General features: G+C 55.3%; 19 protein-coding genes. 6 read left to right on the forward strand and 13 right to left on the reverse strand.

Annotation, left to right across the window (positions count from 1 at the left end; all coding sequences use genetic code 11):
* Position 1: 1 nt before the first annotated feature.
* From mraY to leuO, 11 genes are all read right to left on the reverse strand, one after another.
* The gene (gene mraY, locus A3466_RS11555; protein ID WP_003856353.1) at positions 2-1,084 is read right to left on the reverse strand and encodes a phospho-N-acetylmuramoyl-pentapeptide-transferase; all 1,083 of its coding nucleotides are present in this window, start codon (positions 1,082-1,084) and stop codon (positions 2-4) included.
* Positions 1,078-2,436 carry a UDP-N-acetylmuramoyl-tripeptide--D-alanyl-D-alanine ligase gene (murF, locus tag A3466_RS11560; protein WP_063450659.1) on the reverse strand — a complete coding sequence of 453 codons (1,359 nt, stop codon included), beginning with the start codon at positions 2,434-2,436 and terminating at the stop codon, positions 1,078-1,080. Before murF ends, mraY begins: the two co-directional genes overlap by 7 nt.
* Positions 2,433-3,920: a UDP-N-acetylmuramoyl-L-alanyl-D-glutamate--2,6-diaminopimelate ligase gene (gene murE, locus A3466_RS11565; RefSeq protein ID WP_063450660.1), complete on the reverse strand. Its 1,488-nt coding sequence runs from the start codon at positions 3,918-3,920 to the stop codon at positions 2,433-2,435. The genes murF and murE overlap by 4 nt, the downstream gene beginning before the upstream one ends.
* Positions 3,907-5,673: a peptidoglycan glycosyltransferase FtsI gene (gene ftsI / locus A3466_RS11570; protein WP_063450661.1), complete on the reverse strand. Its 1,767-nt coding sequence runs from the start codon at positions 5,671-5,673 to the stop codon at positions 3,907-3,909. Before ftsI ends, murE begins: the two co-directional genes overlap by 14 nt.
* 15 nt (positions 5,674-5,688) lie before the next feature.
* Positions 5,689-6,054, reverse strand: coding sequence for a cell division protein FtsL (gene ftsL, locus A3466_RS11575; protein WP_063450662.1), 366 nt, complete (start codon positions 6,052-6,054; stop codon positions 5,689-5,691).
* Positions 6,051-6,992, reverse strand: a complete 942-nt coding sequence (gene rsmH / locus A3466_RS11580) for a 16S rRNA (cytosine(1402)-N(4))-methyltransferase RsmH (RefSeq protein WP_063450663.1) — start codon at positions 6,990-6,992, stop codon at positions 6,051-6,053. Before rsmH ends, ftsL begins: the two co-directional genes overlap by 4 nt.
* 2 nt (positions 6,993-6,994) lie before the next feature.
* A complete protein-coding gene (gene mraZ, locus A3466_RS11585; RefSeq protein WP_014830641.1) occupies positions 6,995-7,453 on the reverse strand; it encodes a division/cell wall cluster transcriptional repressor MraZ in 459 nt (152 codons plus the stop codon).
* Between the two features lie 590 nt (positions 7,454-8,043).
* Positions 8,044-9,048, reverse strand: a complete 1,005-nt coding sequence (gene cra / locus A3466_RS11590; protein WP_063450664.1) for a catabolite repressor/activator — start codon at positions 9,046-9,048, stop codon at positions 8,044-8,046.
* Between the two features lie 176 nt (positions 9,049-9,224).
* Positions 9,225-9,719, reverse strand: a complete 495-nt coding sequence (gene ilvN, locus A3466_RS11595) for an acetolactate synthase small subunit (RefSeq protein ID WP_063450665.1) — start codon at positions 9,717-9,719, stop codon at positions 9,225-9,227.
* A gap of 1 nt (position 9,720) precedes the next feature.
* Entirely contained in the window at positions 9,721-11,445 is a 1,725-nt protein-coding gene (gene ilvI / locus A3466_RS11600) for an acetolactate synthase 3 large subunit (protein ID WP_063450666.1), read from the reverse strand.
* A gap of 377 nt (positions 11,446-11,822) precedes the next feature.
* Positions 11,823-12,767: a transcriptional regulator LeuO gene (gene leuO / locus A3466_RS11605; RefSeq protein WP_063450667.1), complete on the reverse strand. Its 945-nt coding sequence runs from the start codon at positions 12,765-12,767 to the stop codon at positions 11,823-11,825.
* A gap of 627 nt (positions 12,768-13,394) precedes the next feature.
* On the opposite strand from leuO, the gene leuL reads away from it, so the two are divergent.
* The 5 genes from leuL to leuD all read left to right on the forward strand — a co-directional run bounded on the left by leuL (position 13,395) and on the right by leuD (position 18,254).
* A complete protein-coding gene (leuL, locus tag A3466_RS23885) occupies positions 13,395-13,481 on the forward strand; it encodes a leu operon leader peptide (protein WP_057979999.1) in 87 nt (28 codons plus the stop codon).
* Positions 13,482-13,572: 91 nt separating this feature from the next.
* The gene (gene leuA / locus A3466_RS11610; protein ID WP_063450668.1) at positions 13,573-15,144 is read left to right on the forward strand and encodes a 2-isopropylmalate synthase; all 1,572 of its coding nucleotides are present in this window, start codon (positions 13,573-13,575) and stop codon (positions 15,142-15,144) included.
* Positions 15,144-16,235: a 3-isopropylmalate dehydrogenase gene (gene leuB, locus A3466_RS11615; protein WP_063450669.1), complete on the forward strand. Its 1,092-nt coding sequence runs from the start codon at positions 15,144-15,146 to the stop codon at positions 16,233-16,235. The genes leuA and leuB overlap by 1 nt, the downstream gene beginning before the upstream one ends.
* A gap of 2 nt (positions 16,236-16,237) precedes the next feature.
* Complete coding sequence (gene leuC, locus A3466_RS11620; RefSeq protein ID WP_063450670.1) at positions 16,238-17,638, forward strand: 3-isopropylmalate dehydratase large subunit; 1,401 nt, start codon at positions 16,238-16,240, stop codon at positions 17,636-17,638.
* A 10-nt stretch (positions 17,639-17,648) separates the two neighbouring features.
* Positions 17,649-18,254: a 3-isopropylmalate dehydratase small subunit gene (leuD, locus tag A3466_RS11625; protein WP_045141617.1), complete on the forward strand. Its 606-nt coding sequence runs from the start codon at positions 17,649-17,651 to the stop codon at positions 18,252-18,254.
* Positions 18,255-18,524: 270 nt separating this feature from the next.
* Here the strand turns inward: leuD and A3466_RS11630 are convergent, their stop codons facing one another.
* Together A3466_RS11630 and sgrT are read right to left on the reverse strand one after the other, a co-directional pair.
* On the reverse strand, positions 18,525-19,703 hold the full coding sequence (locus tag A3466_RS11630) for a sugar efflux transporter (RefSeq protein ID WP_063450671.1): 1,179 nt from the start codon (positions 19,701-19,703) through the stop codon (positions 18,525-18,527).
* A gap of 120 nt (positions 19,704-19,823) precedes the next feature.
* Positions 19,824-19,976 carry a glucose uptake inhibitor SgrT gene (sgrT, locus tag A3466_RS11635; protein ID WP_003856388.1) on the reverse strand — a complete coding sequence of 51 codons (153 nt, stop codon included), beginning with the start codon at positions 19,974-19,976 and terminating at the stop codon, positions 19,824-19,826.
* A gap of 88 nt (positions 19,977-20,064) precedes the next feature.
* Between sgrT and sgrR the strand changes: the two genes are divergently transcribed.
* Positions 20,065-21,720: an HTH-type transcriptional regulator SgrR gene (gene sgrR, locus A3466_RS11640; protein ID WP_063450672.1), complete on the forward strand. Its 1,656-nt coding sequence runs from the start codon at positions 20,065-20,067 to the stop codon at positions 21,718-21,720.
* Positions 21,721-21,755 lie beyond the last annotated feature (35 nt).

Below are 21,755 nucleotides of genomic sequence, written 5' to 3' on the forward strand. Positions count from 1 at the left end.
ATTAACGTACCTTCAGCGTTGCCAGGCCAATCAGCACCAGCATCAGCGAAATAATCCAGAAGCGCACAATGACGCGCGGCTCCGGCCAGCCTTTCAGTTCATAGTGGTGGTGAATCGGTGCCATACGGAAGATGCGCTGACCGCGCAGCTTGAAGGAACCGACCTGCAAAATCACCGACAGAGTCTCAACCACAAACACACCGCCCATGATCACCAGCAGGAACTCCTGACGCAGCAGCACGGCGATAATGCCCAGCGCGCCGCCCAGCGCCAGCGAACCGACGTCGCCCATAAAGACCTGCGCCGGATAGGTGTTGAACCACAGGAAGCCGAGACCCGCCCCGACAATCGCCGTACAGACGATCACCAGCTCACCCGCGTGACGCAGGTACGGAATGTGCAGGTAGTTAGCAAAGTTCATGTTACCGGTCGCCCACGCTACCAGCGCGAAACCGCCGGCGACAAAAACGGTTGGCATGATGGCCAGGCCATCCAGACCATCGGTCAGGTTGACGGCGTTACCGGTGCCGACGATGACAAAATAGGCCAGCAGGATGTAGAACAGCCCCAGCTGCGGCATCACGTCTTTGAAGAACGGCACCACCAGCTCAGTGGCCGGGGTGTCTTTACCCGCCAGGTACAGCGCGAACGCCACGCCCAGCGCAATCACCGACATCCAGAAATACTTCCAGCGGGCGATCAGGCCTTTGGTGTCTTTGCGCACAACTTTGCGGTAGTCATCCACAAAGCCGATGATCCCGTAGCCAACCAGAACCGTCAGCACGCACCAGACGTACGGGTTAGACGGATATGCCCACAGCAGAACGGACACCACAATCGCGGTCAGGATCATGATCCCGCCCATGGTCGGCGTACCGCGTTTGCTGAAATGCGATTCCGGACCGTCGTTACGCACAACCTGGCCGAAAGAGAGTTTTTGCAGACGGGCAATCATGCGCGGGCCCATCCACAGCGAGATGAACAGCGCAGTCAGCAGGCTGACGATGGCGCGAAACGTCAGATAGGAAAAGACGTTAAAGCCTGAATAATATTTGACCAAATGTTCGGCCAGCCAAACTAACATGTCCCGCTCTCCTGTAATGCGTGCACAACCTCTTCCATGGCGGCACTACGTGAACCTTTAACTAAAACAGTCACAATTTGTTTTTCTGCAATCAGCGCCTTCAGGCGTTCAATCAGTGCAGATTTATCGGCAAAATGTTCGCCAACTTCACTGGCATCAGAAATAGCCTTGCTCAGCGTGCCGGCGCTCAGTACGCGGTCAAGTCCGGCCGCTTTTGCCGCTTCGCCAACCTGAATATGGCAGGCTTCGCTTTCATCACCCAGCTCGGCCATATCGCCCACAACCATAACGCGATAGCCCGGCATTTCAGACAGCACCTGCACGGCTGCGGTCATGGAGCCGACGTTGGCGTTGTAGGAGTCATCCAGCAGCAGTTTGTTTTCAGCCAACTGAATCGGGAACAGACGTCCCGGCACGGCTTTTAAGTTTGCCAGACCTGCTTTGATCGCATCGTGTGAGGCACCTACCGCCATCGACAGCGCTGCCGCAGCAAGCGCGTTGGCGATGTTATGACGACCCGGCAGCGGGAGCAGCACGTCAATGTCGCCCGTTGGGGTAGAGAGGGTGAACTCAGTACCGTGTGACGTCACATGAATGTTGGTCGCCGAAAAATCGCTGTTTGCCGCGTTTGGCGAGAAGCGCCAGGTCTTGCGTGAACCGATGATGTTCTGCCAGTTCAGCCAGTCGTTGTTATCGGCGTTCATGATGGCGATGCCGTCATCCGGCAGGCCGGTATAGATTTCACCTTTCGCTTTCGCCACGCCTTGCAGCGAACCAAAACCTTCAAGGTGTGCCGCCGCCAGGTTATTCACCAGCGCCGCTTCCGGACGCGTCAGGCTCACGGTCCAGGCGATTTCGCCCTGATGGTTAGCCCCTAACTCAATCACCGCATATTCATGCTCTTTGCTCAGGCGCAGCAGCGTCATCGGCACGCCGATGTCGTTATTAAGGTTGCCCGCCGTGTAAAGCGTGTTGCCGCACTGGCTGAGGATGGCCGCCGTCATCTCCTTAACGGAGGTTTTTCCCGACGAGCCCGTCAGCGCCACTACGCGGGTCGGCACCTGCTGGCGAACCCATGCCGCCAGCTCGCCAAACGCCAGGCGCGTATCTTTCACCACAATCTGCGGCAGATCGATATTGAGCTTGCGGCTAACCAGCAGCGCGCCGGCGCCGTTATCTTTGGCCTGCTGAGCAAAATCGTGGGCGTCAAAACGTTCGCCCTTCAGCGCCACAAACAGGCAGCCCGCAGTCACTTTACGGGTGTCGGTCGTCACGGCCTCGATGGTCAGATCCTGACCATGCAGTGCCCCCTGTAATACCGCAGCGGCCTGGCTTAAGGTAATGCTAATCATGCCACCACTCCCAGCAGACGCGCTGCCGTCACGCGGTCCGAGTAATCCAGACGACGATTGCCGACTATCTGATAATCTTCATGACCCTTACCGGCCAGCAGAACCACATCATTCTCCTGCGCCTGCATAATGGCGTTAGTCACGGCCTCCGCACGGCCTTCGACCACGCGCGCGCGGCCCGCATCCAGCATGCCGGCCAGAATGTCGTTGATAATGGCACGCGGCTCTTCGGTACGCGGGTTGTCATCGGTCACCACCGGAATATCCGCGAACTGCTCGGCAATCGCGCCCATCAGCGGTCGTTTGCCCTTGTCGCGATCGCCGCCGCAGCCAAATACGCACCAGAGCTTGCCTGCGCAGTGCAGACGCGCCGCTTCCAGCGCTTTTTCCAGCGCATCCGGCGTGTGGGCGTAATCCACCACCACCGTCGGCTTGCCCGGCGCGCTGAACACTTCCATTCGGCCACAAACCGGTTGCAGACGCTCAGCCGTTTTCAGCAGCTCCGCCATCGGGTACCCCAGCGCCAGCAGCGTCGCCAGCGCCAGCAGCAGGTTGCTGACGTTGAAGGCCCCCATCAGGCGGCTTTCGATCTCACCGTCGCCCCAGGTGGAAGCAAAGCGGATCGTCGCCCCGCTATCGTGGTAGTTCACCTCGACCGCCTTCAGCCAGCGGCCATGGCAGTTCGGGTTGATATGATCTGCCATCGACACCGCTACCGCATCCGGCAGTTTTTCCAGCCAGCGGCGACCGACTTCGTCGTCGGCGTTAATGATCGCCTGTCCGTGGTGGTGAGTGGAATAGAGCAGCCATTTCGCCGCTTCGTAGTGTTCCATATCACCGTGATAATCAAGGTGATCGCGGCTCAGGTTGGTAAAGACGGAGGCGGCAAATTTCAGCGCCGCCACGCGATGTTGTACCAGGCCATGGGAAGAGACTTCCATCGCGGCAAAGGTCGCCCCCTGCTCTGCAAGGCCCGCCAGCACACGCTGCACGTCAACCGCCGAGCCGGTGGTGTTTTCCGTCGGGCTGACTTTGCCCAGAAGACCGTTCCCCACCGTGCCCATGACGGCGCCGGTTTCGCCCAGAAGCTGCGCCCACTGCGCCATCAGCTGGGTTGTGGTGGTTTTTCCGTTGGTTCCTGTCACGCCAACCAGTTTTAACTGGTCGGAAGGTTCGTGGTAAAAACGTCCTGCCAGCGCGGAGAGACGCTCATTCAGCTGGCTGAGATAGATGACCGGCACGCCGTGCATTTCACGGATCTCACCGTCTGTTGCCTCATCTTTGGCCTCAGCAATAACGGCAGCAACACCTTGCGCAATCGCCTGCGGGATATAACGACGCCCGTCCGCCTGATGACCTACCACTGCCACAAAAAGATCGCCAGCAGCCGCTACGCGGCTGTCCAGTACCATCTCTCGCAGTGCTCGCGCAGGTAGCATTGGCACCCACGGAGCAAGAAGGTCGCGCAAATTACGATCTGCCACCTGTTCCCTCGCCTTGATTAATTACAAATTCACTTTTTTCGCCCGTCGCCAGCGCATCCGGTTCAATATTCATGGTGCGCAACACGCCGCCCATAATAGCCCCGAACACAGGCGCGGAGACGGCGCCGCCGTAGTACTTACCCGCCTGCGGATCATTGATGACAACCACCAGCGCAAAACGCGGATTGCTTGCAGGCGCTACGCCTGCGGTATAGGCAATGTATTTGTTGATATAGCGGCCGTCCGGCCCCACTTTTTTAGCCGTACCGGTTTTAATGGCGATACGATAGCCCTTAATCGCAGCCTTCACGCCGCCACCGCCGGGCAGCGCAACGCTTTCCATCATATGCACAACGGTACGCACGATAGATTCAGGGAAAACGCGTTCACCCGGAACCGGTGGATCAACTTTGGTGATCGACAGCGGGCGATAAATGCCATAGCTGCCAATCGTTGCGTAGACTCGCGCTAACTGTAACGGGGTTACCATTAGCCCGTAGCCGAAAGAGAAGGTGGCCCTCTCTATGTCAGACCACCGTTGTTTTTGAGGATATAAGCCACTGCGTTCTCCGACCAACCCCAAATTGGTCGCCTTTCCCAGCCCAAAACGTGAGTAAGTATCTACTAACGCTGAGGACGGCATCGCTAACGCCAGCTTTGACACACCGACGTTACTCGACTTCTGTAAGACCCCGGTCAGGGTCAGTTCGCTGTACCGCGCCACGTCTTTGATTTCGTGACCGTTAATTCGGTAAGGGATGGTATTCAGAACGGTATTTTCGTTGACGATGCCTCGCTGTAGAGCCGTCATCACCACCATGGGTTTTACGGTTGAGCCGGGTTCAAACACATCGGTGATTGAGCGGTTACGCATCGCATCTTTTGCTGTACCGGCAAAATTATTTGGGTTGTATGAGGGGCTACTGGCCATCGCCAGTACTTCACCTGTCGCCACATCCACCAGCACGGCACTGCCCGATTCCGCCTTGTTAAACGCCACGGCGTTATTCAGCTCGCGGTAGACCAGCGCCTGCAAGCGCTCATCAATACTCAGAGCGAGGTTGTGCGCGGCCTGGCTGTCTGTCGAGGAAATGTCTTCAATAACCCGGCCATAGCGGTCTTTACGAACGATTCGCTCGCCGGGCTGGCCAGTCAGCCATTTATCGAAGCTTTTTTCAACGCCCTCGATCCCCTGGCTGTCCACGTTAGTGAAGCCAATGAGGTGAGCGGTTACTTCGCCGGAAGGATAGTAGCGGCGGGATTCTTCACGAAGATGAATGCCCGGCAGCTTCAACTTTTTAATATAGTCAGCCATATCAGGGTTTACCTGACGGGCCAGATAGATAAAGCGCCCTTTCGGGTTGGCATTCACGCGGGAAGCCAGCTGGTCCAGCGGCATTTTTAACGCGTCTGCGAGCGCCTTCCAGCGGTTATCCAGCGAGATCCCGCCGGCGTCGTGCAGTTCCTTCGGATCGGCCCAGATCGCCTTCACCGGCACGCTTACCGCCAGCGGACGGCCGGAGCGGTCGGTGATCATCCCACGAGAGGTAGAGACTTCCTGCACGCGCAGAGAACGCATATCACCCTGACGCACCAGCATGTCGGGCGCGATGATTTGCAGCCACGCCACGCGGCCCAGCAGGAAACCCAGCGCCAGTAAAATGCAGCCGCAAAGCAACGCAAAACGCCAACTGACAAAGTTGGCCTGTTCTTCCTGACGTTTTGGTTTTAGCGTTTTTGCCGCTGCTTTCATGCGTCGCGTTTTCCCTTATTTTTGTACTACGATATTTTCCTGCGAAGGATCAACATGCTGCAATTGCAGCTTTTCCGTTGCGATCCGTTCAACCCGGCTGTGATCGCCGAGCGCATTTTCTTCAAGGATCAGGTTTCGCCATTCAATATCCAGCGCATCGCGTTCCAGCACCATCTGCTCGCGCTGCGCAGTCAATAAACGAGTATGGTGCGCGGTAGTGACCACCATGATTGCCGTCACAATGATGCAAATGAACAAGCAGAGTGGCAGCTTCCCAAACCGCAAAAGATCGTCGCCGATCACGCCAGGCAAGGCATGGCGCTCGTTGCTTCCTAACGATCCCTTAACTTTGCTTAGGGTCTCTGTCACTCTGCCGATCATGCGTTCGTCCTCTCTGCAATGCGCAGCACTGAACTACGGGCACGTGGATTCTCTGCCACCTCTTCTTCGCCCGGCATCAACTTGCCTAATGCTCGCAACTGACGGCCGCCCAGTTTCCTGAGTTGTTCTTCCGTCATCGGCAGCCCCGCTGGAACCTGTGGACCGCGGCTCTGTTCACGCATAAAACGCTTCACGATGCGATCTTCCAGCGAATGGAAGCTGATGATCGATAACCGCCCACCTGGGGCCAGCACGCCGAGCGAGCTTTTTAGCGCCAGCTCTATTTCCTCCAGTTCACTGTTTACCCAGATGCGAACCGCCTGGAAGGTACGGGTCGCAGGATGTTTGTGCTTATCCTTCACCGGCGTTGCCGCCGCGATGACTTCTGCCAGCTCTTTGGTGCGAGTCATTGGCTCAATACGGTTGCGCTCAACGATGGCGCGCGCGATACGTTTGCCAAAACGCTCTTCGCCGAAGGTTTTGATCACCCAGGCGATATCCGCTTCGTCGGCGGTTTGTAACCACTCAGCGGCAGACTGACCGCGGGTGGGGTCCATACGCATATCCAGCGGGCCGTCGCGCATAAAGGAGAAGCCGCGTTCTGCATCATCAAGCTGTGGTGAAGAGACGCCAAGATCGAGGAGGATCCCGTCGATTTTGCCGGTCAGGCCGCGCTCGGCAACATAATCCGCAAGCGCAGAGAAAGGTCCATGCACGATGGAAAAGCGAGGGTCATCGATGGTTTGCGCAACGGCAATCGCCTGCGGGTCGCGGTCAATTGCCAGCAGGCGTCCTTCCGCTCCAAGCTGAGAGAGGATCAAACGCGAGTGACCACCGCGACCAAAAGTGCCATCGATATAGATGCCGTCCGGACGAATATTCAGGCCGTTAACGGCCTCGTCCAGCAGCACCGTTGTATGTTTATAATTTTCCATCATATTTATAGTGACAAGTCCTGCAACCGTTCCGACAATGTTGCGGAATCAGATTGCTCAGCGTCGATATCTTCCTTGACCTGTTGATACCAGGTCGTTTCGTCCCACAGTTCAAACTTGTTGAACTGCCCGACCAGCATCACTTCTTTTGTCAGACCGGCATGTTGCCGCAACACCGGCGCAATCAATAATCGCCCGGCGCTATCCATCTGACATTCACTGGCATGACCCAATAACAGCCGCTGCACGCGGCGTTCCTGCGGGTTCATGCTCGACAGTCGCGACAGCTTTTGCTCAATGATTTCCCATTCAGGCAAAGGGTAAAGCAGCAGGCAGGGGGAGTTGATGTCAATGGTGCAAACCAGTTGACCCGAAGCGTTCTCAATCAGCTGGTCGCGGTATCGGGTTGGTACCGATAAACGCCCTTTGCTGTCGAGATTGACTAACGTTGCTCCACGGAACATGCCAGCCTCACCCCTCCTCACCACTTTAACCCACAAATTCCCACCTGAAGGAGTTTACGGAGCGAGGGAAAAGCTTGTCAAGCCAGGACTCTCTCTATACCCGGGCGAAAGCACCGTATTTACAGAGTAAGAGTGACCTGGCTAATAACTACACAACTGGCGAGGCAAAATTAACGTTATGAATATTTGTAAGAAAAAAACCGAATATGCACACGAGCGTTAAGACTCACTCAATATCATCGCAGGGAAATATAAAGTGTCAGTTTGCGACGCGGGCAGCATTTTAAGACATATTGGCGGGTGAGGACAGCCTCAGATGAGCGATAAGGCGATAAGTTGCCCTTCACGCGCCGTAAGGGCTGGAGACGTTTTAAAAAATGACTGAATATTCATCGGCTGGCGTCTGTTTGTAACAAAACAATACAAAGAAAATCTTTTATAAAGCAATAAAGCGGCTTTTATAAGCTAAAAAAGATTCAGAAAAATAGCAGGCTATCTTTCATAAGGAATAATCTTAATTTTTATCCGGATTTTATTTTACGTAATAAATGTACAGCTAAGGGGCAGTTTTCACTCCCCCCGCTGAGAGATTAATGGCGGCTCAAAATTCCGCGCCGATAAAGATTACGTTTGATGCGCGTCAGCCCGGGTTTCGGTTTACGGGGTTCATCCAGGCTTGCCAGAACGATTTCCAGCACCCGCTCGGCGACGTCGCGGTGACGCTGGGCCACGGCCAGCACCGGACATTGCAGGAAGTCGAGCAGTTCGTTATCGCCGAAGGTCGCAATCGCCAGATCGGATGGCAGCTTGCCATCGCGACGTAATGTGACGTCCATGACCCCCTGCAACAGGGCAAACGAGGTGGTAAACAGGGCCTGCGGCATGGGGTGCGTTTCCAGCCATTTCTCGAACAGCTGAGCAGCCGCTTCGCGCTCATAGCTGTTGGCATACAGATAGTGAACGTCACGCGGATCGTCTTTCCATGCGGCACGGAACCCTTGTTCACGCAGGAAGCTCACGGAGAGTTCAGGCAACGCGCCAAGATACAGCACCGTTTCAGCCGGGAAGGTACGCAGCTCGGCAGCCAGCATTTCTGCATCGTCCTGATCGGCACCCACAACGCTGGTGAAATGCTCGCGGTCAAGCGCACGATCCAGCGCCACAATAGGGAACGGATCGTTCGCCCAGCGCTGATAGAAAGGATGCTCCGGTGGTAAAGAGGTCGACACGATGATAGCGTCAACCTGGCGTTGCAGCAGATGCTCAATGCAGCGCATTTCGTTGTCGGGCTGATCCTCGGAGCAGGCAATCAGCAGCTGATAGCCACGCTGGCGAGCCTGACGTTCCAGATAGTTGGCGATGCGGGTATAGCTGGTGTTTTCCAGGTCCGGGATCACCAGACCAATTGAGCGGGTGCGCCCGGCACGTAAACCTGCGGCGACAGCATTCGGATGGTAATTATGCTCACGAACGACTGCCATCACTTTCTCAACGGTCTTATCGCTGACACGATACTGCTTTGCTTTACCGTTAATCACATAGCTGGCCGTGGTTCTCGACACGCCGGCGAGCCGGGCGATTTCATCCAGTTTCACAATTGCCTCTCAAAAAAAGAAAAAAGTCCATGGCCTTGTCAAGGTTATGGTTAAATATTTTAACATCTAAACGCAGAATAGCCTTCACGGCAACCGCTTTTGTCTACGTTATCGGCGGATTACGCAAAAAAAAGCCCGGCTTTGGCTACCGGGCTGAAAGAGGCGAACCTTTTGCGCTACTCACGCATGATTTTATCGCCGCGCGAGAGGCCAACAACGCCAGAGCGCGCAACTTCAACTATTTTTGCCACATCCCTGACAGTCGCCAGGAATGCGTCCAGCTTATCGCTCGTTCCGGCAAGCTGCACAGTATATATAGAAGGCGTGACGTCGATGATCTGCCCACGGAAGATATCCGTGTTACGTTTGACCTCTTCACGGCCGTAACCGCTGGCCTGGATTTTCACCAGCATCACTTCACGTTCAACGTAAGCCCCCTGCCCCAGCTCGCTGACGCGCAACACGTCCACCAGCTTATGAAGCTGCTTTTCGATCTGCTCAAGCACTTTCGCATCACCGACGGTTTGGATCGTCATGCGGGAGAGCGTGGGATCGTCGGTCGGTGCAACGGTCAGGCTTTCAATGTTGTAGCCACGCTGCGCAAAAAGCCCAATGACGCGCGACAGTGCGCCCGACTCATTTTCCAGTAATACAGATAATATCCGGCGCATATCAGGTTCTCTCCGTTTTGCTTAACCACATTTCATCCATACCACCGCCGCGAATATGCATCGGATAAACGTGTTCTGAGCCGTCAACAATCACGTCCATGAAGACGAGGCGATTGTTTTTAACGTGCTCAAGCGCTTCGCCGAGCTTCGCTTCCAGCTCTGACGGAGCGGTTACCCGCATGCCAATATGACCATAGGCTTCAGCCAGACGGACAAAATCCGGAAGTGACCTCATATAAGACTGAGAGTGACGGCCGGAATAAATCATATCCTGCCACTGCTTCACCATGCCGAGGTAACCGTTATTCAGGTTCAGCACCAGCACTGGCAGCTCATATTGCAGCGCGGTAGAAAGCTCCTGAATATTCATCTGAATACTGCCGTCACCCGTTACGCAGATGACCGTTTCGTTCGGCAACGCCAGCTTCACCCCCAGCGCGGCAGGCAGGCCAAAGCCCATCGTGCCCAGCCCGCCTGAGTTGATCCAGCGACGCGGTTTATCAAACGGGTAATACAGCGCAGCGAACATCTGATGCTGGCCCACGTCAGACGTCACATACGCATCGCCGTTCGTCAGACGCCAGATCGTTTCGATCACCGCCTGCGGCTTGATGCTCTCACTGTGCGTGTCGTATTTAAGGCACTGACGGCTCCGCCATAGCTCGATTTGCTGCCACCAGTCGCGGATCTCGTCCAGCGGTTGAGACGCGGATTCCTGCGCCAGCAGATCCAACATTTGTTCCAGCACCTGACGGGCGTCACCCACGATCGGTACATCCGCCGGCACCGTTTTAGAGATAGAGGTAGGATCGATATCAATATGCAGCACCGTCGCATTCGGACAGTATTTCGCCAGGTTATTGGTGGTGCGATCGTCAAAACGTACGCCGACGGCAAAAATGACATCAGAGTTGTGCATTGTCATATTGGCTTCATAGGTGCCATGCATACCCAGCATGCCCAGCGCCTGACGGTGGGTAGCCGGGAATGCCCCCAGCCCCATCAGCGATGACGCGACAGGAAGATTAAGCTTCTCGATCAGTTCGCGTAGTTGCGTTTCACAGGCCGCATTGACGGCGCCGCCGCCCACATAGACTACCGGCTTTTTCGCAGCCAGCAGCGTTTGCAGCGCACGCTTAATCTGGCCTTTGTGCCCTTGCGTCGTTGGATTGTACGAACGCATGCTCACCGAGTCAGGCCACAGGTAAGGCAGTTTATTTGCCGGGTTGAGAATATCTTTTGGCAGATCGACGACCACTGGCCCGGGACGACCGCTGGCCGCCAGCCAGAAGGCTTTTTTCAGTACGCCCGGGATGTCTTCAGTTTGCTTAACCAGAAAGCTGTGCTTCACCACGGGGCGTGAGATCCCCACCATGTCGCACTCCTGAAACGCATCATAGCCAATCAGTGACGTCGCCACCTGTCCGGAAAGAATGACCAGCGGAATGGAATCCATGTACGCCGTCGCGATGCCGGTAATGGCATTGGTCGCCCCCGGCCCGGAAGTGACCAGCACAACACCCACTTCGCCCGTGGCGCGGGCCAGACCGTCAGCCATATGCACAGCGGCCTGTTCATGACGAACCAGAACATGATCGATACCGCCTACCGTGTGCAGCGCGTCATAGATATCGAGAACCGCGCCGCCAGGATAGCCGAACACCTGCATCACGCCCTGATCGATAAGCGATCGGACGACCATTTCCGCGCCAGACAACATCTCCATGCTTTGCCTCCAGGCTTTTGTTATAGACGGTCTACAGAATTCATTTCCGCGCCGTCTTCTGACAGGGTTAACCCATCTTATAATTTGCAGAGTGATTGCTACCTTAACCGCTCGTTATGAGGCAGGCAATTAGCAAACCGGAAGCGGGAAGGGGTAAGAAAAGCAGAATAAACAGGTGACAGATACGAATATGGTGTATTCGTCTGCAATGCGTGGAGAGATTAATAATTCATCTCTTAAAAAGAGGAGGGATCAGGAAATCATCTATTTTTGAACATGTCTGCGTGAGTGAAAAAAATGAAAGCAGAATAAAATTTTGCCCGTATGAAAAATCACAGCATAAACCGCATGACACCATGCGGCTTATTCACCCGAACTTAGCGACGACAAATAGCGATCAGCAGCTCTTCCATCCACTGATGCCCTTTATCCCGACCCGCGGCTTCATGCCATGAAAGGAAACAGGTACGGCTATTAAGCTTGAGCGGCAGAGGTAAAATTTGCAGGTCCAGCGAATCGGAGAACTCTTCAGCAAGCCAGCGCGGTGCGATGGCGACCAAATGGGTCTGAGAAACGACGTTTAATACGCTGACCATGGCCATCCCCTGATAGGCCACGCTGGCTTGTTTATCGGCGGTGTCATACCACGGCTGACTGAATGAAGCATATCGGTCAAGCGCAACAACGGCGTGCTGCTCGCTGTAAACATCGCTTTCACGCAGCGGCGAATTCATACGGGGATGTTTTTTACTGGCAACTAATACCATTTCATCTTTGAATAATGGAACGCAGGCAAATTCTGGACGCCGGAACTCTTCGTAGCCCAGAACAAACTCTGTTTCCTGATAACGAAGCTGGTGCTCAGTGTTTTGATTTAATGATGATTTAAAAACGAGGTGAATATTTGGGGCGATCTGTTCAACTTTATTATATATAACAGACGTCAAATAATTGTCTAACGGACTGCAAACACAGAGATGGAAAACTCGCTCACTGCTTAAGGGTTCAAAGCCCGAACCGGGAAGCTCATTTTGAACCAGCTGTAGCGCCTGACGAATCGAACCGAATAGCTGGAATGCACGCGCCGTAGGCTGAATTCCTCGTCCATAACGAACGAATAACTCGTCGTTAAACATCACCTTAAGCCTGGCTACGGCATTACTCACGGCAGGTTGCGACATTCCCAGAGATTGCGCTGCTCGCGTAATATTCTGCTCCTGCATCACTGCATCAAATACAGTTAACAAGTTAAGATCCACTGTGCGTAACTGAGGCTTAACCCCATCATAAGTCTGTGGTTGGTTAATATTATTTTCTGGCATTTCTGACTCCACCGTCACGCTAAATTCCCTTTGCCAAAGTACAGTAATAACTTCGAAAAATATGATTTACCATGCATATACAACAAGCGAAAGAGAATTGTTTAAAATTCGGAATATATAAAGACCCCTCGTTTCTGGAGTGGCATTACGCCTCCCAAAAATGAAGTGCTAAAAACGTTCGAATGATATCTTAAACTTTAATAAAGGCATGAAACCATAAACCAGACAAATACACAATCACTGCCCTCGTGAATAATGACTTAAGTATTATTAAACTATTAATGGCATACACCGCAATTTCATTAACATACCGATATCAATATTGATTGCTTACTTACCCGAAACCCATTCACGTCACTTATAAATCAACAACATGCAACTGTTTTCTTTTCACAGCGTGTCGGTAAAAATACTGTGTTCAATTGCTACCAATTCTATTCAAGTTATTCCAGAGATGAATCTTCAGTCCAATAATAGACAATAAAGTCGATTAGCCATGCCAAAACCAGCACAATTAGCTAACGTACTTACCCTGTACTGAATAGCCGTTTTGCCTGTGAGGGGTTGACATGCGTCAGCGTATCCAGTACCACTAAAAGCATAACGCATTCACCTGGAGCACGATTCATGATTCGCACCCTTCGTTTCACCGGTCTACTACTACTAAACGCATCCACTGTGCGCGGTAGACTGGCGGGCGAAATTCAGCGTTGAATCGTCTTCAGTAAAACTAAAAACCCGCGCCACTGCGCGGGTTTTTTTATGCTCGTAGCAAGGCGCCCTAAGACTGACAAGGACCTAACCCATGAGCCAGCAAGTCGTTATTTTCGATACTACTTTACGTGACGGTGAACAGGCATTACAGGCGAGCCTGAGTGTTAAAGAGAAACTGCAAATTGCGCTGGCCCTGGAACGCATGGGTGTAGACGTAATGGAGGTTGGTTTTCCTGTCTCCTCGCCGGGTGATTTTGAGTCTGTGCAGACCATCGCCCGCACCATCAAAAACAGCCGCGTGTGCGGCCTGGCGCGCTGCGTTGAGAAAGATATCGATGTGGCCGCGGAATCCCTGAAAGTTGCAGAAGCCTTCCGAATCCATACGTTCATTGCCACCTCACCTATGCACATTGCGACCAAGTTACGCAGTACGCTGGATGAGGTCATTGAACGCGCGGTATACATGGTTAAGCGCGCACGCAACTACACCGATGACGTTGAATTCTCCTGTGAAGATGCTGGCCGCACGCCGATTGACGATCTGGCCCGCGTGGTGGAAGCCGCCATCAACGCCGGTGCCAGAACCATCAACATCCCGGACACCGTCGGCTACACCATGCCGTTTGAGTTCGCCAACATCATTACCGGCCTGTACGACCGCGTGCCAAATATTGATAAAGCCATCATCTCCGTGCACACCCACGATGATTTGGGCTTAGCGGTGGGTAACGCCATCGCCGCCGTCCACGCCGGTGCGCGTCAGGTTGAAGGCGCAATGAACGGCATTGGGGAACGTGCCGGCAACTGCTCGCTGGAAGAAGTGATCATGGCGATCAAGGTGCGCAAAGACATCATGAACGTGCACACCCGCATTAATCACAACGAAATCTGGCGCACCAGCCAGACCGTGAGCCAGATTTGCAACATGCCGATCCCGGCTAACAAGGCGATTGTTGGAACCGGCGCGTTCGCCCACTCCTCCGGTATTCACCAGGACGGCGTGCTGAAGAACCGTGAAAACTACGAAATCATGACCCCGGAATCCATCGGTCTGAACCAGGTTCAGCTGAACCTGACCTCACGCTCTGGCCGCGCTGCGGTGAAACACCGTATGGAAGAGATGGGCTATCAGGACAGCGATTACAACATGGATCAGCTGTACGACGCCTTCCTGAAGCTGGCCGACAAGAAAGGCCAGGTATTCGATTACGACCTGGAAGCGCTGGCCTTCATCAACAAGCAGCAGGAAGAGCCAGAGCATTTCCGTCTGGACTACTTCAACGTGCAGTCAGGTTCAAGCGATATCGCTACCGCCTCCGTCAAGCTGGCCTGCGGCGAGGAAATTAAAGCGGAAGCCGCCAACGGTAACGGCCCTGTGGATGCCATTTACCAGGCGATTAACCGCGTTACCGAGTACGACGTAGAGCTGGTGAAATACGACCTGACGGCAAAAGGGCACGGCAAAGATGCCCTGGGCCAGGTTGATATCGTCGTCAACTACAACGGTCGCCGCTTCCACGGTGTGGGTCTGGCGACAGATATTGTCGAATCCTCCGCAAAAGCGATGGTGCATGTCCTGAACAACATCTGGCGCGCCGCTGAAGTCGAAAAAGAGTTGCAACGCAAAGCTCAGAATAAAGAGAACAACAAGGAAACCGTGTGATGTCGAAGAATTACCATATTGCCGTGTTGCCGGGTGACGGTATTGGCCCGGAAGTGATGGCACAGGCGCTGAAAGTACTGGAAGCCGTTCGCTCGCGTTTTGCGATGAAAATTACCACCAGCCACTACGACGTGGGCGGTATTGCGATTGATAACCACGGTACGCCACTGCCAAATGCAACGGTGGAAGGCTGTGAAAATGCCGATGCCGTGCTGTTTGGCTCCGTGGGCGGCCCGAAGTGGGAACACCTGCCGCCGGCCGGGCAGCCTGAGCGCGGCGCGCTGCTGCCGCTGCGTAAACATTTCAAGCTGTTCAGCAACCTGCGTCCGGCGAAGCTGTACCCGGGGCTGGAAGAGTTTTGCCCGCTGCGCGCGGATATCGCGGCCAACGGTTTCGACATCCTGTGCGTGCGTGAGCTGACCGGCGGCATCTACTTCGGTCAGCCAAAAGGCCGCGAAGGCAGCGGCCAGCATGAAAAAGCGTTTGATACCGAGGTCTATCACCGTTTTGAAATTGAACGTATCGCCCATATCGCCTTTGAGTCTGCGCGCAAACGCCGCCGCAAGGTGACCTCCATCGATAAAGCGAACGTACTCCAGTCGTCTATTTTGTGGCGCGAAATCGTCAGCGAAGTGGCTAAGCAGTACCCGGACGTTGAGCTGTCGCACATGTACATCGACAACGCGACGATGCAGCTGATCAAGGACCCGTCACAGTTTGACGTCCTGCTGTGTTCCAACCTGTTCGGCGATATTCTCTCGGACGAGTGCGCAATGATTACCGGCTCGATGGGCATGCTGCCTTCTGCCAGCCTGAACGAAGAAGGCTTTGGCCTGTACGAGCCGGCGGGCGGCTCCGCGCCGGATATCGCAGGCAAAAACATTGCCAACCCGATTGCGCAAATTCTTTCGCTGGCCCTGCTGCTGCGCTACAGCCTGGATGCAGGCGATGCAGCAACCGCAATTGAAAACGCCATTAACCGCGCGTTAGAAGAAGGCGTCCGTACCGGTGATTTAGCACGCGGCACGGCGGCAGTCAGTACCGATGAAATGGGCGACATCATTGCCCGCTATGTCGCTGAAGGGGTGTAATCATGGCTAAAACGTTATATGAGAAGTTGTTTGATGCGCACGTTGTCCACGAGGCGCCAGACGAAACCCCGCTGCTGTACATTGACCGCCATCTGGTGCACGAAGTGACCTCCCCTCAGGCCTTCGACGGACTGCGTGCGCACAAGCGCCCGGTGCGTCAGCCGGGTAAAACCTTTGCCACGATGGATCACAACGTCTCCACCCAGACCAAAGACATTAATGCTTCCGGCGAGATGGCGCGCATCCAGATGCAGGAGCTGATCAAGAACTGCAACGAATTTGGCGTGGAGCTGTACGATCTGAACCACCCGTATCAGGGGATCGTCCACGTGATGGGACCTGAGCAGGGTATTACGCTGCCGGGCATGACCATCGTATGCGGCGACTCCCATACCGCGACGCACGGCGCGTTTGGCGCGCTGGCGTTCGGGATTGGCACCTCTGAAGTTGAACACGTTCTGGCGACACAGACCCTGAAACAGGGCCGCGCCAAAACCATGAAGATTGAGGTGAAGGGCAAAGCCGCACCGGGTATCACCGCGAAAGATATCGTGCTGGCGATTATCGGCAAAACCGGCAGCGCAGGCGGCACCGGTCACGTGGTTGAATTTTGCGGTGACGCTATCCAGGCGCTGAGCATGGAAGGCCGTATGACCTTGTGCAATATGGCCATTGAGATGGGTGCCAAGGCAGGGCTGGTCGCACCGGACGAAACCACCTTCAACTATGTGAAGGGGCGTCTGCATGCCCCGAAAGCACAGGATTTTGACGACGCGGTCGCGTACTGGAAAACCCTGAAAACGGATGAGGGGGCAGTTTTTGATACCGTGGTGACGTTGCAGGCGGAAGAGATCGCCCCCCAGGTCACCTGGGGCACCAATCCGGGCCAGGTCATCTCCGTCAACGACAGCATTCCTGACCCGGCTTCCTTCGCCGATCCGGTCGAACGCGCCAGTGCGGAAAAAGCGCTGGCCTATATGGGGCTGAAACCCGGCGTACCGCTGACTGACGTGAGCATTGATAAGGTGTTCATCGGCTCCTGCACCAACTCCCGTATCGAAGATTTACGCGCGGCGGCAGAGATTGCCAAAGGTCGCAAAGTGGCGCCGGGCGTGCAGGCGCTGGTTGTGCCGGGTTCCGGTCCGGTGAAAGCCCAGGCGGAAGCGGAAGGTCTGGATAAGATCTTTATCGACGCGGGCTTCGAGTGGCGCCTGCCGGGCTGCTCCATGTGTCTGGCGATGAACAACGACCGCCTGAATCCGGGTGAGCGTTGCGCATCCACCAGCAACCGTAACTTCGAAGGCCGACAGGGCCGGGGTGGACGCACCCACCTGGTCAGCCCGGCAATGGCCGCCGCCGCGGCAGTCACCGGTCATTTCGCCGATATTCGCAGCCTGAAATAAGGAGACAATCATGGCAGAGAAATTTACCCAACATACGGGCCGTGTTGTCCCGCTGGACGCCGCGAACGTTGATACGGACGCGATCATTCCTAAGCAGTTTTTGCAGAAAGTGACGCGCACGGGCTTTGGCGCGCACCTGTTCAACGACTGGCGTTTCCTCGATGACAAAGGCGAAGTGCCCAACCCGGAGTTCGTCCTGAACTTTCCGGAATACAAAGGCGCGTCGATTCTGCTGGCGCGGGAAAACTTTGGCTGCGGATCGTCGCGTGAACACGCGCCCTGGGCGCTGACCGACTATGGCTTTAAGGTGGTTATTGCCCCGAGCTTCGCGGATATCTTCTACGGCAACAGCTTCAACAACCAGCTGCTGCCGGTGACGCTGAGCGACGAGCAGGTCGATGAACTGTTTGCGCTGGTGCAGGCGAATCCCGGGATTTCGTTTGAGGTGGATCTGGAAGCGGAAGTGGTGAAAGCCGGGGATAAAACCTATAGCTTCAGCATTGACGCGTTCCGTCGCCACTGCATGCTGAACGGTCTGGACAGCATTGGCCTGACGCTGCAACACGAAGAGGCTATCTCCGCCTACGAGAAAAAACAGCCTGCGTTTATGGGGTAGAAGCAATGGCCCGCAGGGCGCGGGCCATTGATAAGGGTGCGTTGAGGCAAGTACGTTTTGGCATTCCAGCCTCCTTATTGCTTTTCGGCAATGAAGAGCAATGATCGTTGTGAAGTTGGTCTCCCCATCAGTTTTTTGATGTGGGACTCTCCACTGTTTGTCTCTTGCGAAAGCCTGAGGCAAACAGCCTCAAGCACCCGTCACGCACTCTATGCGCCTTCTCTGTATCTGTCAGAAAATCGTTTCATTTCGTGAAGCCGCCTTCCAGAATCAAACGTCTTTAACCCGGCACGTCAACACCAGCGTGACAATCGAAATCGCCGCTATTACCCAGTACACGGATGCATGACCATAGCTTTGCGCCAGCGCCCCCTGAATCACCCCTGCCAGAATTACGCCCGTTGAGATACTGTTGGTAAACAGCGTGGTCGCCGAACCAGCGCGTCCAGGCATGAGATCCTGGAACCAGAGCATGCCTATCCCGGCGACAATCCCGATAAACACGGCATTAAACAGTTGCAGCGCCAGCAGCGCGTTGTGCGAGTGGAAGAAGATCAGCCCGATATAGAACATCACCCCGGCGGCAACCGCCATCACCATCATTTTGCGTTTTCCGAAGCGCTTGACGTAATATCCCGCCAGAATCATTGCCGGAATTTCCAGCCCGGCAGCGGTACCCATTAAGATCCCCGCAAGCTTGTCCGGCAGCCCCAGATCGCTGCTGATCCACAGCGGCATGTCGATGATGTACATGGTGTTGCAGGTCCACATCAGCGTGGAGGCGATAAACAACATGCGGACGTTTTTATCCTGCCAGCCACTTACCTGCGTGATGGGCTTGTCCGACGCCTGCTCCACGCGTTCCACCGACGGCAGCGCAAAGGCAATCAGCGCCAGGCTGATGGCAAAAATCCCCGCGGCGATGGAGAACATGGCGGTGAAACCGTAGTTCAGCGCCAGCATGAACGCCAGCGGCGGGCCGATGACCCACGCGAGAGAGAGCTGGGCACGCATCACCGAACTGAACATCACCACTTCCCGCGCCGAGTTATCGGCGTACTCCCGGGCCAGGGCGAACAGCTGCGGCATGGCGGTGTTCGCCAGAGAAGCCAGCAGCACGCCGCAGGTGATGAGGGTCAGGTAATGGCGGTTGAAGGCAAACAGCAGCGCGTTGCCCACGGCCATGGCGCAGCAAAAGAGGATCAGTTTGCGGCGATCGCCCCGGCTGTCAGATCGTTTCGCCAGCCACAGGCTGACGAGGATCCCGGCAATGGCGTTGACGGTATAGAACAGCCCCACCCAAAACGGCTGCGCCCCCACCTCGCGGCTGAGAAACAGGCTCAGCGTCGGTGCCTGTAGCGCACCGGCCACGCCCATCATAAAGGCCACCAGCATAAAAGCGGCGTACACGCCGTTCAGGCGTCGCCCCATCGTCATCAACCAGAGCATGCGCAAGTCCTTGTGAAAGCGAATCGAATTTGGGTGAAATAGTAAACGAAAAAAGCCAGCAAAAACATTTTGCTGGCGGGTGATTAGCACCAATACTCAGTCACACATGATCGAGGCGAGTTAGCGAGAAGAGGTCGGTTTCGTAACGTCCCACTGCATCAGATCTTCCAGGATTCTCAGCCGCTGCTCTGCGCACTGGCGGGCCAGCCAGGACACTCCCTTTGTCGCTGAAAAATAGTGCTGATAAAACTGACGTGCGGTAGACCTCTTCATAATTTACCTCCTCGCTTCATCGGGAAGAATTATTGGCCTAATATAGGGATAAATAAATTGCTGGTTTTTTGTCAGGAGTTCCTCTTTTATGCCTTCCGGTCGTCTGCAACAACAATTCATCCGCCTGTGGCAGTGCTGCGAGGGGCAGTCGCAGGAGACTACGCTAAACGAACTGGCCGCGCTGCTTAACTGCTCCCGGCGTCATATGCGCACCCTCCTCAACACCATGCAGCAGCACGGCTGGCTCAGTTGGGAAGCGGAGGCGGGACGCGGCAAGCGCTCGCGCCTGACGTTCCTTTATACCGGCCTGGCGTTGCAGCAGCAGCGGGCGGAGGACTTGCTGGAGCAGGACCGCATCGATCAGCTGGTCCAGCTGGTGGGCGACAAAGCCGCCGTGCGCCAGATGCTGGTCTCGCACCTGGGACGCAGCTTTCGCCAGGGACGCCACATTCTGCGGGTGCTTTACTACCGCCCAATGAAAAATCTGCTGCCCGGTACGGCGCTGCGTCGCTCAGAAACTCATATGGCACGGCAGATATTCAGCGGCCTGACGAAAATAAATGAGGAAAACGGGGAACTGGAAGCGGATATCGCCCACCACTGGCAGCAGCTTTCCCCGCTGCACTGGCGCTTCTTTTTACGACCCGGCATTCATTTCCACCATGGACGCGAGCTGGAAATGCGTGACGTTATCGCCTCTTTAGAGCGCGCCCGCACGCTGCCGCTCTATTCGCATATCACGCGGATCCACTCCCCAACGGCCTGGACGCTGGATATTGAGCTATCGCAGCCGGACAACTGGCTTCCATGGCTTCTGGGCTATGTGCCCTCGATGATCCTGCCTGCCGAGTGGCGATCCCTGAACAATTTTTCCAGCCAGCCGATTGGTACAGGCCCCTACTCCGTTACGCGCAATAACAGCAATCAGCTGAAGATCCGCGCCTTTGATGACTATTTTGGCTATCGGGCGCTGATCGACGAAGTGAACGTCTGGGTGTTACCGGATCTCAACGAAGAGCTTAGCGCAGGCCTCACCCTGGAGGGGCCAACAACCAGCGAAAAGGCGTTCGAGAGTCGCCTGGAAGAGGGTTGCTACTATCTGCTTTTTGACAGCCGCAGCCATCGCGGGGCGAATCACGACGTCCGCAAGTGGATCAGCCATATTCTGGCTCCCGCTAACCTGATTTATCACGCTGAAGAGCAATACCAGACCTGGTGGTTCCCGGCCTATGGCCTGCTTCCGCGCTGGCATCATGCACAGCCGGTCCACAGCGAGAAACCTGCCGGGCTGGAGACCATCACCCTCAGCTACTATCGCGATCATATTGAGCACCGGTTTATCGCGAGGATCATGAGTAAGCTGCTCGCGGCCGAGGGCGTGACGCTGGCGATACAGGAAGTGGACTATGATGAGTGGCACCGCGGGGATGTGATCAGCGATATCTGGCTCAACAGCGCGAACTTCACGCTGCCGCTGGATTTCTCGCTCTTTTCACACCTGTATGAAGTGCCTCTTATTCAGCACTGCATCAGCCGGGACTGGCAGCAGGACGCCGCAAGGTGGCGGGCAGGAGAGATGGATCTGGCCGCCTGGTGCCAGGAGCTGCTGGCCGGGCAGACGATCGTACCGTTAATTCACCACTGGCTACTGATCCAGGGGCAGCGCAGCATGCGTGGCCTGCGGATGAACACCCTGGGCTGGTTTGATTTTAAATCCGCGTGGTTTGCGCCGCCGGAGCCATAACGCTTTCGTAATATTCACCAAATCATTACAATAGC

The organism is Enterobacter genomosp. S (genome assembly GCF_001631805.1).
GTDB lineage: Bacteria > Pseudomonadota > Gammaproteobacteria > Enterobacterales > Enterobacteriaceae > Enterobacter > Enterobacter quasihormaechei.

Coding starts and splice junctions, on each gene's coding strand:
- leuA (WP_063450668.1), top strand. CDS start 13,573: ATGAGCCAGCAAGTCGTTATTTTCGATACTACTTTACGTGACGGTGAA.
- leuB (WP_063450669.1), top strand. CDS start 15,144: ATGTCGAAGAATTACCATATTGCCGTGTTGCCGGGTGACGGTATTGGC.
- murF (WP_063450659.1), bottom strand. CDS start 2,436: ATGATTAGCATTACCTTAAGCCAGGCCGCTGCGGTATTACAGGGGGCA.
- mraY (WP_003856353.1), bottom strand. CDS start 1,084: ATGTTAGTTTGGCTGGCCGAACATTTGGTCAAATATTATTCAGGCTTT.
- sgrT (WP_003856388.1), bottom strand. CDS start 19,976: ATGAAGAGGTCTACCGCACGTCAGTTTTATCAGCACTATTTTTCAGCG.
- leuD (WP_045141617.1), top strand. CDS start 17,649: ATGGCAGAGAAATTTACCCAACATACGGGCCGTGTTGTCCCGCTGGAC.
- rsmH (WP_063450663.1), bottom strand. CDS start 6,992: ATGATGGAAAATTATAAACATACAACGGTGCTGCTGGACGAGGCCGTT.
- ftsL (WP_063450662.1), bottom strand. CDS start 6,054: ATGATCGGCAGAGTGACAGAGACCCTAAGCAAAGTTAAGGGATCGTTA.
- mraZ (WP_014830641.1), bottom strand. CDS start 7,453: ATGTTCCGTGGAGCAACGTTAGTCAATCTCGACAGCAAAGGGCGTTTA.
- leuO (WP_063450667.1), bottom strand. CDS start 12,767: ATGCCAGAAAATAATATTAACCAACCACAGACTTATGATGGGGTTAAG.
- ftsI (WP_063450661.1), bottom strand. CDS start 5,673: ATGAAAGCAGCGGCAAAAACGCTAAAACCAAAACGTCAGGAAGAACAG.
- sgrR (WP_063450672.1), top strand. CDS start 20,065: ATGCCTTCCGGTCGTCTGCAACAACAATTCATCCGCCTGTGGCAGTGC.
- A3466_RS11630 (WP_063450671.1), bottom strand. CDS start 19,703: ATGCTCTGGTTGATGACGATGGGGCGACGCCTGAACGGCGTGTACGCC.
- leuL (WP_057979999.1), top strand. CDS start 13,395: ATGATTCGCACCCTTCGTTTCACCGGTCTACTACTACTAAACGCATCC.
- ilvI (WP_063450666.1), bottom strand. CDS start 11,445: ATGGAGATGTTGTCTGGCGCGGAAATGGTCGTCCGATCGCTTATCGAT.
- leuC (WP_063450670.1), top strand. CDS start 16,238: ATGGCTAAAACGTTATATGAGAAGTTGTTTGATGCGCACGTTGTCCAC.
- ilvN (WP_063450665.1), bottom strand. CDS start 9,719: ATGCGCCGGATATTATCTGTATTACTGGAAAATGAGTCGGGCGCACTG.